The sequence below is a fragment of the Sulfitobacter noctilucicola genome (assembly GCF_000622385.1).
GTDB lineage: Bacteria > Pseudomonadota > Alphaproteobacteria > Rhodobacterales > Rhodobacteraceae > Sulfitobacter > Sulfitobacter noctilucicola.
Window position 1 is genome coordinate 1551844 of record NZ_JASD01000008.1, and the last position, 17419, is coordinate 1569262.

The following is a 17419-nucleotide window of genomic DNA, read 5'->3' on the forward strand; positions in this document are numbered from 1 at the left end:
GAGTATGATGAGCGACAAAATAGCATACGCCCGTCACGGTGATATCGCCGTGCTGCGGATCGAGAATCCCCCCGTCAATGCATTGAGCCAGGCCGTGCGGCAGGGTCTTTGGGATGCCATGGACCGCGCCGAATCCGACGAGGGCGTGCGCGCCGTCGTGATCGTAGGCGAAGGCCGTGCGTTTATTGCCGGTGCGGACATTACCGAATTCGGCAAGCCCCCGATGGAGCCGCATCTGCCCGTTCTGTGCAATCGGATCGAGGCATCGCCACTGCTGGTCGTGGCCTCCATGCATGGTGTGTCGCTCGGCGGCGGATTGGAAGTCGCGCTCAGCACACACTACCGTATCGCCCAACCCACCGCCCGAGTAGGGCTGCCCGAAGTCAATCTGGGTCTCATTCCGGGTGCCGGTGCCACCCAGCGCCTGCCGCGCCTGACAGGTGCGCAAAAGGCGGTAGAGATGATCACCAGCGGCGCACCGATCAAAGCCGGCGCAGCGCTGGATCTGGGCATTCTGGACCGCGTCACCGAAGGCGAACCCGAAGCTGTCGGTCTGGCCTACGCCAAAGAGCTGCTGGAACAGGACGCCGCACCGCGCCCCGTCAGCCAGTTGCCGGCGGCAGACCCGCTTGATTGGGATGCCACCTATGATGCCGTCCTTGCCAAGGGGCGCGGTCAGATCAGTCCGGCGGTCGCCGTGCGGGCGGTTCAGGCAGCCAGCGAGCTGCCCTTCGCGCAAGGACTTGAGAAAGAGCGCGAGCTGTTCATGGAGCTCATGCAGACCGACCAACGCCAGGGCATGATCCACGCATTCTTTTCAGAACGCGCTGTCAGCAACCTGCCGGAACTCAAAGGCGTCGCGTCGCGTGACATCAAGGCCGTTGGTGTAATCGGTGGTGGCACGATGGGGGCGGGTATCGCGACCGCGGCACTTTTGGCGGGCATGGAGGTTGTCCTGATCGAGATGAAGGAAGAGGCCGCCCTTGCTGCCCACGAGCGGATCAGCGGCAATCTTGCGGGCGCATTGAAGCGCGGCAAAATCAGCCAAGAGAAATTTGACGCCTTGACGCAGAAGGCGCTGACCGTTTCGACCAACTACGACAGCCTTGGCGATGTTGATCTGGTGGTCGAAGCAGTATTCGAAGATATGGACGTGAAAAAGCAGGTCTTTGCCAAGCTTGATGCCGTCTGCAAACCGGGCTGTGTTCTGGCTTCAAACACATCCTATCTCGATGTAGACGAGATTGCCGCAAGCACCTCGCGCCCTGCGGATGTGATCGGTCTGCACTTTTTCTCACCTGCGCATATTATGAAACTGCTTGAGGTCGTCGTGGCCGACAAGACTGCGCCGGATGTTGTGGCCACCGGTTTCGCGCTGGGCAAGGCGCTGGGCAAAATCTCTGTGCGGGCTGGCGTCTGTGACGGCTTTATCGGCAACCGCATCCTGGCGACTTATCGCACGGCAGCCGATCACATGGTGCTGGATGGTGCATCGCCCTACCAGATTGACAAGGCACTGGTTGATTTCGGCTTTGCGATGGGTCCTTTCGCGGTGGCTGATCTTGCGGGTCTCGATATCGGCTGGATGACCCGCAAACGCAAAGCGCCGCACCGCCACCCGGATGAGCGGGTGCCGACGTACATCGACAAACTCTGCGAAGAAGGACATTTTGGCCAGAAGACGGGCGAAGGCTATTATATCTACGCTGCCGGCAAACGCGCAGGTGTGCCCAACCCCAAAATCGCGGAACTGATCGCGGAGGAACAGGCCGAGCTTGGAATTACGCCACGTCCTTTCAGCGACGAGGATATTGTGCGCCGCTACATGTGTGCGATGGTGAACGAGGCTGCGAAGGTAGTTGGTGAAGGCATCGCACGGCGTCCTCTGGACGTCGATATGACGCTGCTCTTTGGCTACGGCTTTCCGCGCTATTGGGGGGGACCAATGAAATGGGCCGATATTCAGGGGCTGGACGCTGTTCTGGCCGATATCGAAAGCTATGCGCAAGACGATGCCTGGTTCTGGCAACCGGCCCCCTTGCTGAAAACACTCGTGGCCGAGGGCCGCACATTTGATGATCTGAACAAGGACGCCGGAAAATGAAACAAGCTGTTATCGTCTCCACCGCCCGCACGGGCCTCGCCAAGTCGTTTCGCGGGTCGTTCAACATGACTCACGGTGCCTCTATGGGTGGCCACGCGGTTAAACATGCAGTCGAACGTGCAGGTATTGATCCATCGCAGGTCGAAGACGTGCTGATGGGCTGCGCCAATCCCGAAGGGGCCACCGGCGGCAACATTGCGCGTCAGGTTGCCTTGCGGGCCGGTCTGCCGATCACTGCGTCGGGTGTTACCGTCAATCGCTTCTGTTCCTCTGGTCTGCAAACTGTTGCGATGGCTGCGAATGCCATCACCCAAGAGGGCGCAGGCCCTATGGTTGCAGGCGGGGTCGAAAGCATCTCGATGGTTGCGCCGGATTCCAAGACCGTAAAAGATCCATGGATCGAAGAGCATAAGCCCGCCATTTACATGACCATGATTGAAACGGCGGACATTGTCGCGGAACGCTATGGCATCAGCCGCGAGTATCAGGACGAATTCGGACTGCGTAGCCAGCAGCTGATCCATGCCGCGCAGCAAGCGGGCAAGTTCGACGATGAAATCGTGCCGATGCAAACCACCATGGGCATGAAGAACAAAGAAACCGGCGAGATCACGTATCACGAAGTGACCGTCGACAAGGATGAATGCAACCGCCCCGGCACTACGATGGAAGGTCTGTCCGGTCTTCAGCCTGTGCGCGAAGGTGGCTTTATTACCGCCGGTAACGCGAGCCAGCTTTCCGATGGGGCGGCCGCCGTGGTCGTGATGGACAGCAAGCAGGCAGAACAGCAGGGCCTTGAGCCGCTGGGCGCTTTCAAAGGGTTCGCTGTCGCCGGCTGCGAGCCTGACGAGATGGGTATTGGCCCGGTCTATGCTGTTCCTCGTTTGCTTGAGCGTCACGGCCTCAAGATCGACGACATCGACATCTGGGAACTGAACGAAGCCTTTGCGTCACAGTGTCTCTATTCACGCGACACGCTGGGCATCGACCCCGAAAAATATAACGTCAATGGCGGGTCCATCGCCATTGGCCACCCCTTTGGCATGACGGGTGCACGCTGCACCGGCCACCTGCTGCTGGAAGGCAAGCGGCGCGGGGCTAAATTGGGTGTGGTCACAATGTGTATCGGCGGCGGCATGGGTGCTGCGGGCCTGTTTGAAATCTACTAAGGGAGCCACATCATGGATCTGAGCTATTCTGACGAAGAGAAGGCATTCCGCGAAGAGGTGCGTACCTTTCTCAAGGAAAAACTGCCTAAAGACCTGAGCGACAAGGTCGCGGGGTCGGACGGGGACGACCTGACCAAGGATGATATGGAACGCTGGCATGCGATCCTGAACGAACAGGGCTGGCTTGTGCCAAACTGGCCAAAGAAATTCGGCGGTGCCGAGTGGAACGCCGTACAGCGCCACATCTTTGAAGAAGAAGCCGCCGCTGCCAACGCGCCGCGCATCGTGCCTTTCGGTTTCTCCATGCTGGCCCCTGTGTTGCAGAAATTCGGCAGCCAAGAGCAGAATGATTACTGGCTTCCCCGCATGTTGAACGGCGACGATTGGTGGTGTCAGGGCTATTCCGAACCGGGTGCCGGTTCCGACCTTGCTTCGTTGAAAACCACGGCCGTCAAGAACGAGGCGGGCACGCATTATGTCGTGAACGGTCAGAAGACATGGACGACACTTGGTCAGCACGCAAACATGATTTTCTGTCTGGTGCGGACCGACAAGGACGTGAAGCAGCAGGAAGGTATTTCGTTCCTGCTGATCGACATGGACACACCAGGCATCGAAGTGCGCCCGATCATTCTGCTGGATGGCACGCATGAGGTGAACGAGGTCTGGTTCACAGACGTCGAGGTGCCGGTCGAGAACCTTGTCGGCGAAGAGAACAAGGGCTGGACCTATGCCAAGTATCTGCTGACCCACGAACGCACAAACATCGCGGGCGTCGGGTTCTCTCAGGCAGGTCTGAACACCGTAAAGCGTCTGGCCAAATCCGAGATGGCAGGCGGCAAGCCTCTCATCCAGAACCCGCATTTCGCAGCACGCGTGGCGCAGGTCGAGATTGATCTCAAAGCAATGGCGACCACGAACTTGCGGATCATTTCCAAGGCTGCCGCAGGCTCCGCACCCGGTGTCGAAGCGTCAATGCTCAAGGTCAAAGGCACGGTAATCCGTCAGGAAATCAACGATCTGGCACGCCGCGCTGTCGGCTCTTACGCGATGCCATTCGCATCCGAAGCTGTTGAAGGATCGAACGCCGGTCTGCCCGATCCGCTGGGCGCGGGTCCGGTTGCGGCCAAGTACTTCAACAACCGCAAGCTGTCGATCTTCGGCGGCTCGAACGAAATCCAGCGCGGCATTATCGCCAAAGTCAGCATGCAGGGATAAGACCATGAATTTCGACCTTACAGAAGAGCGGCAGATGCTGCAGGACACCCTGCGACGTTTCCTGCGCGACCGTTACGACACAGCAACGCGCAACACGATCCTTGAGAGCGACACAGGCATGTCCAAAGAGATATGGGCAGAACTGGCGGAGCTGGGTGTCATCGGTGCACTGTTCACAGAAGAGCAGGGCGGCTTTGGCGGCAAGGGTTTTGACATCGCAGTGGTGTTCGAAGAACTGGGCCGTGCCGGAGTGGTGGAACCCTTTCTTGATACTGCCGTTCTGGGTGGTGGTCTGGTGGCTGATCTGGGCGACGAGAGCCAGCTTGCGCTGGTCGAAGAGGTCATCGGCGGTACGTCCCAGATGGCGTTTGCACATGGTGAGCCGTCCAGCCGCTATGACCTGAACCGCGTCCAGACAACCGCCAAGACGGAAGGCGACGACATCGTCCTGAACGGTCACAAGGCCGTGGTGGTAAATGCCGAAGCTGCCGATCACATCGTGGTGTCTGCCCGCGAAAGCGGCGACCGTGATGACGAGGCGGGAATTTCCCTGTTCCTTGTCCCTGCCGACACGAAGGGCGTCACTGTTCAGGGGTATGCCCTGTTGGCCGGTGGCCGTGCTGCCGAAGTCATGCTGGACGATGTGCGTCTCCCGGCAAGCGCACGTTTGGGCAAAGCGGGCGAGGCCTATGCCGCGATTGAGGCGCGTATCGCTGCGGCAAATGTCGCACAATGCGCCGAGACGCTGGGTGCGATGGAAACCGCAACCCATCTGACAAAAGACTACCTGATGACGCGCAAACAGTTTGGCCGTCCGATCGGCACGTTCCAGGCGCTTGCGTTCCGCATGTCCGATTTGCTGATCGAGATGGAGCAGGCACGTTCTGCCGTGATCAACGCTGCAGGCCATCTGGAAGGCGACCGGAAAACACGCGAAAGCAATATCTCGGCCACCAAGAACCTGATGGGCCGCGCTGGCCGTCTGGTGGCAGAGGACAGCATCCAGCTGCATGGCGGTATTGCCATGACGCAGGAATACGAGCTGGCCCATATCGCCAAGCGGATTGTCATGGCGGATCACCGCTTTGGCGATACCGATCATCATCTGGAGCGGTTTATCGCACTCGCTGCCGCCTGAACGGACAGGCAGATGAGTTCGCAACCTGATGAGAAGTTCCTGATCCGGGACGAAACAGGCACCCAGACCCTGATCGGATACGTCGTTGACGTGTCCGACGGGGTCCACGGTCGCTGTTTTCTGGATGTGGGGCCACAACACACCAACCGCCATGGCGTTTTACACGGCGGCATCGCAACCTGCATGCTGGACAACGCGTGCGGGTGCACAGGATCGCTGACGGTTGACCCCTCCGGGACGGCTCCGTTTCTGACGATCTCGATGAACACCCATTACATCGCACCGGGGCGCGCGGGCCGTGTCTGGGCCACCGGCACCCTACGGGGCGGCGGGCGCAGCCTCTTTTATATCGACGGTGTGCTCAAGCACGAAGATGGCACCGTCATTGCCACATCCAGCGGCGTTTTCAAACGCGTCCCACAGGAGAAACTGACATGAGTGCACGGATCGAGGATGCGGGCGACCGGTTGATCATCTGGAACGGCAATCAGGAAACGCGCGGCGCACTGTCGCCGGAGCTGTACCAATGCATCAAGGACGCGATGGAGCAAGCGCAACAGCCACGCATCCGGGCCGTCATTCTGACAGCCGACGGGCCGTTCTTCTGCGCAGGTGGCAACCTGAACGTCATCATCGAGCGCCGTCAGACACCCGAGATGGAACGGCGCGAGAGAATTGAAGATTTGCACGATCTGGTCCGCGCGATGCGGTCCTGTCCTGTGCCTTTGATCGCCGCTGTCGAAGGTGGTGCGGCGGGTGCAGGGTTAAGCCTTGCGCTGGCGTGTGATCTGATCGTTGCGGCGAAAGATGCCAAGTTCACAGCCGCTTATGTCAAAGCAGGCCTGGTGCCGGATGGCGGTTTGACGTCTTCGATGGCCCGTCTGTTGCCGCGTCCACTGGCGATGGAAATGTGCCTGTTGGGCCGGCCCGTTATGGCATCGCGTTTTGCCGAGCTTGGCGCGATCAGCCGCTTGGTGGCACCGGGCAAAGCGATGGAAGAAGCGACAGCCCTTGCTGACGCCATTGCGGCGGGTCCGAGAGAAGCGCAGGGTGTCATTCGCGGGTTGGTTGCGGATGCTTATGAAGCGACCGAAGCAGAGCAGCTTGATGCGGAGCGCAACGCGATGGCAGCAGCGTCAGGTCGCGACGAGGCCGCAGAAGGCATCGCGGCGTTCTTGGAAAAGCGCGCACCGAATTACAGTTGATCGGATAGATCAACGCGTCCGGCACTTGGGAGGGTAAGAATGGCACGTGTAGAAGAACTTTTGGCCGCGCAGGTTGCGGCGCGCCCCGCTGCGCTTGCGCTGACCGACAGCACCGGCACGCAGTGGACATACACGGACCTCGATACCGCGAGCACGGAGCTGGCTTATGTCCTGCGTGGTGCGGGTGTTGCTGCCAACGACCGTGTGCTTATGCTGTCCGAAAACTGTGCATATGCAGTTGCGGTTCTTTTTGCTTGCTGGAAGCTTGATGCGGTCGCAATTCCCGTCAACGCGAGGCAGACCGAAAGCGAGCTGAACCGCATACTGGATCACGCCACACCTGCGGCAGTGCTGATGACCACGGCAGTATCGAAAGACGCAACAGCCCATGCTGAGCGGTTGGGTGCGGCGGAAGTCAAAGGGACATTCGGCGGGCTTCACATGGCGGCGCGTACCACCGATCCTGATGCCGACCTGCATGATGTTGCTGTGTTGCTTTACACGACAGGCACCACCGGCGATCCTAAGGGCGTGATGCTGACACATGACAATATGTGCTTTGGCGCGGAGGCGTCTTCGAACCTGCGCAGGATGACCCCGGACGATGTAATCTATGGTGTGCTGCCGCTGACCCATGTGTTCGGTCTGGTCTCAGTTGTGACGGGGGCCTGCTTTGCGGGTGTGACCGTTCAGCAGGAGGCGCGGTTTTCAGCCAAGGCGCTGTATGATGCCGTTATGAACGGCGTGACGATCCTGCCCGCGGTGCCACAGATGCATGCGCTGGTGATGCAGTATGTGCGCGAACAGGGTCTGACGAAATTGAATTCGCCCAGCCTGCGATATGTCTCGTCGGGCGGTGCGCCGCTTGATCCGGCTTGGAAGCGCAAGGCAGAGAGCTTTTACGGCCTGCCATTGCAGAACGGTTTTGGCATGACAGAGACCTGTTCGGGTGCGTCGGCCACAGATAACCCGCTGGGGTCGAGCGACATTTCAGTAGGTCCCAAGACACCCGGAACAGAGATACGAATTGACGATCAGGCACCGGGCGGAAATGGCGCGGGCGAAGGTGAGGTCTTGGTCAAAGGTCCGCATGTGATGAAGGGCTACTACCGCAACCCGACCGAGACGGCCAAGGCGCTTGATGCGGAGGGCTGGCTGCGCACTGGTGATCTGGGCAAGATTGACGAGCATGGCCATCTGCACATTCTGGGGCGCTCGAAAGAACTGATTATCCATGGTGGCTTTAACGTCTATCCGCCTGAGGTGGAGGCCGCATTGAACGATCATCCGCAGGTGATCCAGTCAGCGGTGGTCGGGCGCATGAAAGACGGTGACGAACAGGTGCTGGCGTTCGCCCAGATTGCGGAGGGCGACACAGTCGATCCGGATGAATTGCGCAGGTTTGTTGCGGAACGTTTGGCAGGCTACAAACGCCCCTCGCAGATCGTGCTGGCCACCAGCTTACCGGCTGCACCTACTGGCAAGCTTCTCAAGCACAAGCTTCTGGATACGTTCGCGGACCAGCTTGGCTGAAGCAGCGCATGTTTCGCGTGCGAAACATTGCTTTTTAATCAATCCGTTAAGGGTTTAGACATAAACACCTTCAGCCGCTGCACGAATGGCGCGGATGTTCTCGCCGTAAGGGGCCGGATCGGAAACCGATCCGCCCTTGAACACGGCCGAGCCCGCGACAAGCACATCAGCCCCGGCGGCTGCAACCAGAGGTGCGGTTTTCGCATCAACGCCGCCGTCGATCTCGATATGGATCGGCCGGTCGCCAATCATGCGGCGCAGTGTCTCGATTTTGGTGCGCAGGTCGATGAATTTCTGTCCGCCAAAGCCGGGGTTCACCGTCATCACACAAATGAGGTCGGTCACTTCCAGCAGGTCCGCGACGCTTTCCGCAGGCGTGCCGGGGTTTAGTGCTACACCGGCCTTGGCACCACTTGCGCGGATTGCTTGCAGGGTGCGGTGGATATGGGGACCAGCCTCAAGATGGGCGGTGATGACATCGGCACCGGCTTGGGCGAAAGCATCGATATAGGGGTCAACAGGCGCGATCATCAGGTGCACGTCCATGACGCCTTTTATGTGGGGGCGGATCGCGGCACAGGTCGCTGGGCCAAAGCTGATATTCGGAACAAAGTGTCCGTCCATGACGTCGACGTGCACCCAATCGGCACCCTGTGCCTCAACCGCTGCACATTCGGCACCGAAGTTGGCGAAGTCGGCGGCAAGTATGGATGGGGCAATCTTGATTTTACGGTCAAAGGTCACGGGCGCGGCTCCTGTTTTGCGCTTCATAGCGGCTGGCAGTGCGGGTGGAAAGGACGGAGAGCTGAAAGGCCAAGTGAGGCCGTTGGTCAAACATTGTAATAGGCACGGTACCAGTCAACAAAATGCTGGATGCCTGTTGCAATCGGTGTAACGGGCCGTTGACCGGTGAGGGTTTTAAGCAAGGTCGCATCGGCCCAAGTGGCTGGCACATCCCCCGGCTGCATCGGGTGATAGGTTTTGATGGCTTCGCGTCCGCAGGCGGTCTCGATCGCCTTTATGAAATCCAGCAGGTTCACCGGACTGTCGTTGCCGATATTCACGACACGAAAGGGCGCAACGGGCGAGATGCTGTCTCCGGCGACGGGATGCTCGGGGTCGGGGACCTTGTCGGCGAGGGCCAGCAGGGAAGCGACAAGATCATCCACATAGGTAAAGTCGCGCTTCATGTCACCGTGGTTGTAGATGTCGATAGGATCGCCGTTCAGGATAGCACGGGTGAATTTGAAGTGCGCCATATCGGGACGACCCCAAGGCCCGTAGACCGTAAAGAACCGGTACATGGTGGTAGGTAACTTGTAGAGATGCGCATAGCTGTGGGCGAGGTTCTCGGTCGCCTTTTTGGTGGCCGCATAGAACGACATCTGGGTGTCGACCTTATCGCCTTCCGCGTAGGGAAGTTTCGTGTTTGCACCGTAAACGGAAGAACTGGAGGCCAGCAGAAGGTGTTTTGGCGGGAAGGTCCGCGCGGCTTCAAGCAGCTCGAACGTCCCGATCAGATTGGCTTCGACGTACGCGCGGGGCATCTGGATCGAGTGGCGCACGCCCGCTTGTGCGGCAAGGTGGATGACGATGTCGGGGCGGTGCTGCTCAAAAAGGGTAAGAAGCGTGCCGGGCGTTTCGATCTTGTCGTTGACGACCTGATATGCGGGATGGTCCAGCAGCATTGCCTGACGGCGTTCTTTCAGCGTGACATCGTAGTAGTCCGACATGCTGTCGATCCCGATCACGCGCCAGCCTGTATCCAGCAGGGCGCGGGCGGTAAAGTAGCCGACAAATCCGGATGCACCGGTCACAAGAGCGGTTTTCAAAGGTCGATCTCCACTACGCCGTCCGGTTCGGCCGCGCGGGACTGGCACAGGATCATCGATGTCTCGCGTTGGGCGGCGGAAAGGACAAAATCGCGATGCTCAACCACGCCAGAGGTGACGCCGCATTTACACACGCCGCAAATCCCGTCGCTGCATTTGAGGTCGACAGGGATGCCAGCGGCGATCAGTGCGTCGGAGGCTGTCATATCTGACGGCACGGCAATGTCGCGGCCTGATGACAGGCGCAGCGTGAAGGCGTGGTTCACGTAGTCGGGGACATCCGGCACCCCGAAATACTCAAGATGGCGGTGATCTTCGGGAATATGTGAGGCGGCTGCTGTATCCATAACGGCTTGCATGTAGGCATCCGGTCCGCATGTGTAAACATGTGCACCCCGAGGTAACGCGGACATGATAGCGGGCAGATCGGCACGCGTGCCTTCGTCAGAGAGATGCAGATGAACATTCGCGGCCCACGGCATATCTGAAAGGATGTCACAGAACGCCGCATCGGCGCGTCTGGTGGCGGAATAGTGCAGATCAAACGGGCGGCCCAGCGCGTGCAACCGGTGCGCGAAGGCGATCATAGGTGTGACGCCAATGCCGCCGCCCATCAAAAGGGAATGCGACGCGTCTTCGACCAGCTCGAAGTGGTTCACAGGTTTGGAGACAAACACCCGCCGCCCCTTGGTGAAGACCCGGTGCAGCAGGGCCGAGCCGCCACGGCCCTCATCCTCGCGCAGAACCGCAATCTGGTAGCAGGAGCGGTCGGCAGGGTCGCCCGTTAGGGAATAGGGGCGCAGATATTCAGGGGCGACGACCAGATCCAGGTGTCCCCCAGCCGTCCAGCTTGGCAGGGCGTGGCCTTGGGGGTGCGCGAATGTATAGAGTGTGACGCCATCACTGAGCCTTTCGGCTTTGGTGATGCGCAGGTCGAGCACGGGGGCGTCGCGGGAGGCATCGTAGAGGTGCAGGTGATCTGTATCGCCTGCCGCAGATTTCGCGCGGTGTTCATCTGCGCTGAGCAAAGCGGCATGTGCCGTAATTCCGGCTTCGCGGTTCATCGGATCTGGATAGGGCCAAGGATGGGGCGCAAGGGGCGCAGGGTAGACCGCAAGCGTCTGGTCTTCCGGCCTGACCTCCAGCTCGGGTTGCAATCCGCGGGTGTTCACGGGGGCTTCGGGCACCGAAAATCCGCCGTCCGCTTTCGCTTCGATATCCCACCACCACTTTTTCACGGGGTTGAGGCTGCCGCGCCCTGCTTTATCATCCAGCTTGGCCAGCAGCGGGGCCGCGCTTGGCACGTTGCTGGCCGCCCAGCGGAAAGGGCTTTCTGCGAACAATCCTTCGAGATTCCAGGGGCAGGTTTTCATGCAGCGTCCGCACATGGCACCGCCCTGATTTGTGATCCGGTAGGTCGCGCATTTCTGGCTGTCGGATTTCCAGATCTCGTAGCCGTTAAACATCTTCTTCGGACCGGCGGTGATCGCACCTGAAGGGCATTCGCGGGCGCATTTATTGCAAGCCTCGCAGAATTTTTGCAGGCCGAAGTCGATGGGTTTGTCAGCGGTTACCGGCAGGGTGGTGGTGACGACACCGGACTTGAGGCGCGGTCCGAGAAACGGGTTCAGGATAACCTCGCCGATGCGGCTCACCTCGCCCAGACCGGCCAGCAGCAGAAGCGGGGGTTGCAACACGTCCCCGTCCATCACGGTGTGCGCTTTGGCCGGATAGCCCAGATTGCGCAGATGCTGTGATAACACACCGCCCAGAATGGCAAAACGCAGGTAGGCGCGCATGCTTTGGCTGACGCTGATCCAGTCGTCGCCCGACGCCCCCTCCATCGTCTCAAACCCCTGATCTATAATCATCGAAAGTGCTTGATCATGGGGCGGGTCGACAGGCGTGCCTGTTGCGTCATGGCTGTACCACGTCCAGTCGGGGCAGGCCGAAAGACCGGCGGCATCGGCCCCGAGAAAATAGCTGGCGGCCTTCATGTTGGCGGCATTGCGGTCGGCATCGTTTTGCGCAGGCGCATCTGCAACCGGCCCGTCCTGCAACAGGATGAGCGCGCCCAAAAGGCGGCGTTGTGCGGCAGATGGGGCGGCTTTGACGATATGGTGCCCGCCTTTCATCGCGTTCTGGACCTTGGGGCCCATGTCGCCGAACTGGCCGCGTGCAAACATGTCGGTACGTTTGGGAATACGTGGCACGTTGGGCGCGTCGATATAGGTCGTCGGGCTGTCAACGCGCTTGAGCGTTTCGAACGGATGCGGGCCGCTGGCAAAGTCGCGGGCGCGGTAGGGGTCCTGGGTGCGCGCATTGTGGCCACCATGGGTGCCCAGCTGCCACAGTGGACCTTTGAGCGCCGACCAAGGTTGCCGCGCCAGAGGGGCGAGTGGTTTGTCTGGCGTGAGCGTCATGTCGGTTGTCACAACAGCAAGGCCAAAGCGGGTGCCGATCCACGGTGCCTGAGCGCGGCCACCTTCCCAGACAGCCAGACCTGCGGCCACGGCGCAGTGGTTGAGGTTTACGTCGGAGGTTGTGGTGGAATGCGCCCGCGCATCAAAGCCAAGTTGCCGGATATATTCGGCCAGCACCGTGGCGTTCTCGGTGGCACGCAGGCAGGCACGCTCGGCTTGTGCGTCCATGATCCAGTCGCTGCCCGGCTCGTCCTTGCGCGGATCGCGGGGGAACGCTGTGAGGACGACAAGTGCATGGGTGTGCTTGGGCAAAGGTCCGACCGGCGTGGATGCTGCGTCACGCAGGTTGGCCATGATCGCGTCGACACCGGCGGCAAGCGTTTTGGTCTGCTTGTCCCGCAAATCCTGAGCGAGCGCATCCATGTCCGGATTGCAGCGCGGTTGCGCGAGCGTTGCGGTGGAAGGCAGCGCACAGACGCCCATCATCGAGGCGTCATTGAAGTATCCGAATGCCTTGAGGTGGTTGGCGCGTTCCTGACCGTCTGCCGGGATCGTCGCGCGCACAGGATTGACCTTACCGGTGCGCAGCACATCCATCATCGCCTGAAACGGGGCCATCGCATTGACGATGTTGGCGGGGTCATCAGGGCGATGAAAGCTCAATGCAGCAAAGGGCAAACGGGGCATCTGGACGGGCATAGCGGGGAGGCGGTTGAGCCGCTCAAGTGGATATGACCCCAGATGAACGGGCCGCGACTTTGCAGAGAATAACTTCATTCGGAACTCGTGACACAGCGCGATGCGGAAAACCAGTGCAACAGTGCCGAGCCTTGACACCGGTGCCGTGCGCTGCCCATGGTTGGCCGCAAAAGGGGAGGAATACCATGACACGAATGAACCGCCGCCATGCGTTGGCCACACTGGGTGCCGCGACCGCCGTAGGACTGGCCGCACCTGCATTGGCGCAGAACCGCAAGATCACTGTAGGCGCGCTGCGCTTTACCAGCCATTCGGGCAGCTTTGTTGCTTTCGAGCGCGGCTATTTCGCGGATGCCGGTCTTGATGTTGAACTGCGTTTCTTTGAGGCGGCACAGCCGATGGCCGTCGCGATTGCCAGTGGCGATGTGGACTATGCCGTGACTGCGATTTCGGGCGGATTGGTTTCGTTGGCAGACAAAGGAGCCATCAAGGTGATCGGCGGCGCGTTGCAGGAAGATCCCGGTATCGACGGGCAGAAAATTCTGGTGTCGGATGCGGCCTATCAGGCAGGCATTACCAGCCCCGCGATGCTGGACGGCAAAAGCTGGGCTGTGACGCAGGCGGGATCATCGTTCCATTACATGGGCTCCAAGATCGCGCAGAAGGAAGGCATCTCGCTCAGCTTCAAGCCGTTGCAGAAGGTCGGCGCGATCATCGGCGCGTTGAAGTCAGGGCAGGTGGATGCTTGGTCAATCGTGCCGCATATCGCCAAGCCGTTGTCAGGCGGTGGTGCCGTGCACATCATCGGTAATGTCGCCGATTATGTGCCGGATTATCAGGTCACGACTGTCTTTACCTCTGCCAAGAATGCAGCAGACGAGCGTGAGATGACCAAAGGTTTCATCGACGGGTTCTCGAAAGGGGTGAAGGATTACAACAGCACCATGATCTCCAAGTACAAGGGCGATGAGGGCGTGAACGAGATGGTCGATCTTATTCACAAGTATGTCTACACCGACCGCCCGCGCGAGAAGGCGGCACCGTCAATCATCAACGGCACGATGCGGCTGAACGAAGGTGCGGCGCTGAACGTGGCCTCTGTGGCCGATCAGTTGGCATGGTTCCAGTCCGAAGGGCTGGTGGACGCGGACATCACAATGGAGACGCTGGTCGATACATCTTATGTAGAGACGATGGGCGCATAAGCGGCCCTTCGTCAGAACGCTTTGCCCGTGAGTGACACGGGCATCGCCCTCCCTTCCTGCGGAGGGCGATTTACTTTGGAAGACCGGAGCCGCCGTTGGACCTCAAAGCAGAACATATACACCACCACTACGGCGATACCGAAGTGCTGCGCGACATCACACTGGATATTCCGTCGGGCAGGATCGTGTGCATCGTAGGGCCTTCGGGCTGTGGCAAGTCCACCCTGCTGCGTCTTTTGGGTGGTTTGGAAAAGCCGAGCAAAGGCACGGTGATGCAGGTGGGGGCACCGCCCGAGGCCTGCCTGAACCCGCTCACATATATCTTTCAGGATTTTGCCCTGCTGCCGTGGCGTAGCGTGCGTGGCAATGTCTCGCTCGTGTTAGAGGATCACGGGCTTGCAGCGGCAGAGCGGTCGCGGATCATTGACGATGTGTTGGCGCGCACCAAGCTAAGCGAATTCGGTGATGCGCTGCCCAAACAGCTTTCGGGTGGCATGAAACAACGGGTCGCCATTGCGCGCGCGCTTGCCGTCAATCCGGCTGTGATGCTGATGGACGAGCCGCTGTCCGCGCTTGACAGCCAGACCCGCGAATTGCTGATGGATGATCTGATAAGCCTGTGGACGCGCCAGCCGTTCACCGCCGTTTACGTCACCCATAATCTGGCCGAGGCGGTACGTCTGGGTCATAAAATTGTTGTGTTGTCGCGCAGGCCCGGACAAATCCGCGAGGTGGTCGAGCTTGATACACCGCTGGCCGAGCGTAGCTATGGCGATGCAGCGCTGGAAGCCCAGCAACAGCACTTGTGGGGGCTGATGCGCGATGAGGCTGCGGCGGCAGATGCGGAGTTGTTGCATGTCTGATCCCCGGCGTCCGGTCCCCTTTCGCGGTGCGGGTTTCGTAGCCGAACGCAAGCGCGGTGTCGGTCTGGCCGTCTTTATCGTTTTGCTGTTGCTTGCCGAATGGGGCACGGGCACAGGCTTTATCTCGGCGCTGACACTGCCGCGCCCGAGCGATGTGTTGTGGACGTTTCAGGAGCTTTACCAGTCGGGGCTTTTGTTCAAGCATCTGGTGCCATCCCTGACGCGACTGGTTGTGGGGGCGGCCATGGGAGCGACGCTGGGCATTGCCATCGGCGTTTTGATCGGGCTGTTTTCATTGGTGCGGGCGGGGTTGGTGCCGTTGGTCGCCGCGATTTTTCCGATACCGAAAATCGCGCTGCTGCCGCTTTTTGTGATCTGGTTCGGCATCGACGAGATGAGCAAATACGCCCTTATCGCGTTTGGTACGTTCACGCCAACTGTTGTGGCCACCTATGCCGCCGTCGACAATGTGGACCGCACGTTGATCCGCATGGGGCAAAGCTTTGGCCTGAGCTGGCGTTCGATTGTTGGCAAGATCGTGCTGCCGGGCGCGATGCCCGGTATCCTGTCGGGGCTGCGCATATCGCTGACCATCGCGATTATCCTGCTTGTGGCCGCAGAGATGCTGGGCGCGGAATACGGGATAGGCGCCTATATACTTCAGGCAGGCAGTCTTTATGATCTGGAGCGGCTCTTTGCCGGGGTCGTCATTCTGTCAGTGTTGGGTGTCGCGGTATCTGCCGCTATCGCTGCATTGGAACGGCGCGTCCTGCGATGGCGCGTTTGACGGGAACCCGAAGCGCATTCCGGGGGTTTGCTGTCTGAAACCAGAATTGGAGACAGACATGGCAAACTCGTACAGCGAAGGCGACAAGGTAGAGTGGGACTGGGGCGACGGCACTGCCACAGGCACGGTGCAGAGTTCTTTTGAAGAAAAGACGACGCGCAAGATCAAGGGCAACGAAGTGACCCGTGACGGATCAAAGGACGATCCGGCGCTATATATCGAGCAGTCAGACGGTGACAACGTTCTGAAACTGTCATCCGAGGTGCGCAAAGCATGACCGCGCCGTCTCATCTGGTCCATGTTACGGATGCACAACCCGGCATCAAACGGCTGCGCCGCGGTCGGGGGTTCAGTTATGTGGCACCTGATGGGACGACGATCGCACGCGGAGCCGAGCGCAAGCGCCTTGAAGCATTGGCTGTCCCGCCTGCCTATGAAGACGTCTGGATGTGCCCGATGCCGAACGGCCACCTGCAGGCAACCGGTCGCGACACGCGCAAGCGCAAGCAATACCGGTATCATCCCGATTGGGCCGAGGCACAGGCGCAAACCAAATTTGATGGTCTGGTGCAGTTTGGCGAGGCTTTGCCACGTATGCGCCGTGCGGTGCGCCGCGATCTTGAGAACGAAGCAGGCGATCGCGCTTATGCGCTGGCCTGCGCTGTATCGCTTATCGACAAGACGGCCATCCGCGTAGGTGATCCGGCCTATACCCGCGAGAACGGGAGCTATGGTGCAGTGACGCTGAAATCCCGCCAGATCAGATTTCACGGTAACAGCATTGAGATGCGGTACCGTGCCAAAGGTGGCAAGAAGGTTCAAAAGCGGATCAACGACAAGCGGCTGGCAGCGATGTTGCACAGCATCAGCGACTTGCCGGGCGCGCAGTTGCTGTCTTGGGTCGATGATGAGGGAGATACGCAGACGGTGTCTTCTGCCGCGCTGAACGCTTATATCGCTGATGCGGCAGATGTTGAGGGCGTCACCGCCAAGACGTTCCGCACATGGAAAGGGACGCTCGCCGCGTTCGAGGTTGGCCAGCAGGGCGATGCCACGATCAAGGCAATGGCAGAGGCCGCCTCCGATGTGCTGAACAACACACCGACAATCGCCCGCAACAGCTATATCCACCCCGCCGTCATCGATATGGCAGGTGGTGACGCATGGGGTGTCGAGGGATACCAGCGCGCAGACCTTTATGCGGCGGAAGGACGGCTGCTCAAATTTCTCGAAGCGCTTTGAG

Annotated in this window: 15 protein-coding genes; 12 read left to right on the top strand and 3 right to left on the bottom strand. The window is 59.9% G+C overall.

Translation table 11 applies throughout. From position 1 onward, the window contains the following. Positions 1-7 precede the first annotated feature (7 nt). Genes Z946_RS0111340 through Z946_RS0111370 form a run of 7 tightly spaced genes read left to right on the top strand, consistent with a single transcriptional unit; the run spans position 8 to position 8367 of the window. Positions 8-2104, top strand: a complete 2097-nt coding sequence (locus tag Z946_RS0111340; protein WP_025055852.1) for a 3-hydroxyacyl-CoA dehydrogenase NAD-binding domain-containing protein — start codon at positions 8-10, stop codon at positions 2102-2104. After that, a complete protein-coding gene (locus Z946_RS0111345; protein WP_025055853.1) occupies positions 2101-3273 on the top strand; it encodes an acetyl-CoA C-acyltransferase in 1173 nt (390 codons plus the stop codon). The genes Z946_RS0111340 and Z946_RS0111345 overlap by 4 nt, the downstream gene beginning before the upstream one ends. Before the next feature lie 12 nt (positions 3274-3285). Next, positions 3286-4491, top strand: coding sequence for an acyl-CoA dehydrogenase family protein (locus tag Z946_RS0111350; RefSeq protein ID WP_025055854.1), 1206 nt, complete (start codon positions 3286-3288; stop codon positions 4489-4491). A 4-nt stretch (positions 4492-4495) separates the two neighbouring features. Then, complete coding sequence (locus tag Z946_RS0111355) at positions 4496-5629, top strand: acyl-CoA dehydrogenase family protein (RefSeq protein ID WP_025055855.1); 1134 nt, start codon at positions 4496-4498, stop codon at positions 5627-5629. Positions 5630-5641: 12 nt separating this feature from the next. Continuing rightward, positions 5642-6067: a PaaI family thioesterase gene (locus Z946_RS0111360; protein ID WP_025055856.1), complete on the top strand. Its 426-nt coding sequence runs from the start codon at positions 5642-5644 to the stop codon at positions 6065-6067. Further along, on the top strand, positions 6064-6834 hold the full coding sequence (locus Z946_RS0111365) for an oxepin-CoA hydrolase, alternative type (RefSeq protein WP_025055857.1): 771 nt from the start codon (positions 6064-6066) through the stop codon (positions 6832-6834). The genes Z946_RS0111360 and Z946_RS0111365 overlap by 4 nt, the downstream gene beginning before the upstream one ends. A gap of 39 nt (positions 6835-6873) precedes the next feature. Beyond that, positions 6874-8367 (top strand): class I adenylate-forming enzyme family protein, encoded by a 1494-nt coding sequence (locus Z946_RS0111370; RefSeq protein ID WP_025055858.1) that lies wholly within the window; start codon positions 6874-6876, stop codon positions 8365-8367. Between the two features lie 54 nt (positions 8368-8421). Here Z946_RS0111370 and rpe read toward each other — a convergent pair whose 3' ends face one another. The 3 genes from rpe to Z946_RS0111385 form a co-directional block, all read right to left on the bottom strand. Beyond that, a complete protein-coding gene (gene rpe / locus Z946_RS0111375; protein WP_025055859.1) occupies positions 8422-9111 on the bottom strand; it encodes a ribulose-phosphate 3-epimerase in 690 nt (229 codons plus the stop codon). A gap of 86 nt (positions 9112-9197) precedes the next feature. Next, positions 9198-10199 carry an NAD-dependent epimerase/dehydratase family protein gene (locus tag Z946_RS0111380; RefSeq protein ID WP_025055860.1) on the bottom strand — a complete coding sequence of 334 codons (1002 nt, stop codon included), beginning with the start codon at positions 10197-10199 and terminating at the stop codon, positions 9198-9200. Further along, positions 10196-13399, bottom strand: coding sequence for a 4Fe-4S dicluster domain-containing protein (locus Z946_RS0111385; protein WP_025055861.1), 3204 nt, complete (start codon positions 13397-13399; stop codon positions 10196-10198). The genes Z946_RS0111380 and Z946_RS0111385 overlap by 4 nt, the downstream gene beginning before the upstream one ends. Positions 13400-13506: 107 nt before the next feature. Here Z946_RS0111385 and Z946_RS0111390 point away from each other — a divergent pair, with 107 nt between their 5' ends. The 5 genes from Z946_RS0111390 (at position 13507) to Z946_RS0111410 (ending at position 17418) form a co-directional block, all read left to right on the top strand. After that, positions 13507-14526 (top strand): ABC transporter substrate-binding protein, encoded by a 1020-nt coding sequence (locus tag Z946_RS0111390; RefSeq protein ID WP_025055862.1) that lies wholly within the window; start codon positions 13507-13509, stop codon positions 14524-14526. A gap of 95 nt (positions 14527-14621) precedes the next feature. Beyond that, positions 14622-15389: an ABC transporter ATP-binding protein gene (locus Z946_RS0111395; RefSeq protein ID WP_025055863.1), complete on the top strand. Its 768-nt coding sequence runs from the start codon at positions 14622-14624 to the stop codon at positions 15387-15389. Next, complete coding sequence (locus tag Z946_RS0111400; RefSeq protein ID WP_025055864.1) at positions 15382-16176, top strand: ABC transporter permease; 795 nt, start codon at positions 15382-15384, stop codon at positions 16174-16176. The genes Z946_RS0111395 and Z946_RS0111400 overlap by 8 nt, the downstream gene beginning before the upstream one ends. Before the next feature lie 58 nt (positions 16177-16234). Further along, the gene (locus Z946_RS0111405; RefSeq protein ID WP_025055865.1) at positions 16235-16453 is read left to right on the top strand and encodes a hypervirulence associated TUDOR domain-containing protein; all 219 of its coding nucleotides are present in this window, start codon (positions 16235-16237) and stop codon (positions 16451-16453) included. After that, on the top strand, positions 16450-17418 hold the full coding sequence (locus tag Z946_RS0111410; RefSeq protein ID WP_025055866.1) for a DNA topoisomerase IB: 969 nt from the start codon (positions 16450-16452) through the stop codon (positions 17416-17418). Before Z946_RS0111405 ends, Z946_RS0111410 begins: the two co-directional genes overlap by 4 nt. The last annotated feature ends 1 nt before the right edge of the window (position 17419 follow it).

What these genes read in the sequence shown, in the direction of transcription:
- Z946_RS0111340 (WP_025055852.1), top strand. Translation starts at nt 8, where the DNA reads ATGAGCGACAAAATAGCATACGCCCGTCACGGTGATATCGCCGTGCTG.
- Z946_RS0111345 (WP_025055853.1), top strand. Translation starts at nt 2,101, where the DNA reads ATGAAACAAGCTGTTATCGTCTCCACCGCCCGCACGGGCCTCGCCAAG.
- Z946_RS0111350 (WP_025055854.1), top strand. Translation starts at nt 3,286, where the DNA reads ATGGATCTGAGCTATTCTGACGAAGAGAAGGCATTCCGCGAAGAGGTG.
- Z946_RS0111355 (WP_025055855.1), top strand. Translation starts at nt 4,496, where the DNA reads ATGAATTTCGACCTTACAGAAGAGCGGCAGATGCTGCAGGACACCCTG.
- Z946_RS0111360 (WP_025055856.1), top strand. Translation starts at nt 5,642, where the DNA reads ATGAGTTCGCAACCTGATGAGAAGTTCCTGATCCGGGACGAAACAGGC.
- Z946_RS0111365 (WP_025055857.1), top strand. Translation starts at nt 6,064, where the DNA reads ATGAGTGCACGGATCGAGGATGCGGGCGACCGGTTGATCATCTGGAAC.
- Z946_RS0111370 (WP_025055858.1), top strand. Translation starts at nt 6,874, where the DNA reads ATGGCACGTGTAGAAGAACTTTTGGCCGCGCAGGTTGCGGCGCGCCCC.
- Z946_RS0111385 (WP_025055861.1), bottom strand. Translation starts at nt 13,399, where the DNA reads ATGAAGTTATTCTCTGCAAAGTCGCGGCCCGTTCATCTGGGGTCATAT.
- Z946_RS0111390 (WP_025055862.1), top strand. Translation starts at nt 13,507, where the DNA reads ATGACACGAATGAACCGCCGCCATGCGTTGGCCACACTGGGTGCCGCG.
- Z946_RS0111400 (WP_025055864.1), top strand. Translation starts at nt 15,382, where the DNA reads ATGTCTGATCCCCGGCGTCCGGTCCCCTTTCGCGGTGCGGGTTTCGTA.
- Z946_RS0111405 (WP_025055865.1), top strand. Translation starts at nt 16,235, where the DNA reads ATGGCAAACTCGTACAGCGAAGGCGACAAGGTAGAGTGGGACTGGGGC.
- Z946_RS0111410 (WP_025055866.1), top strand. Translation starts at nt 16,450, where the DNA reads ATGACCGCGCCGTCTCATCTGGTCCATGTTACGGATGCACAACCCGGC.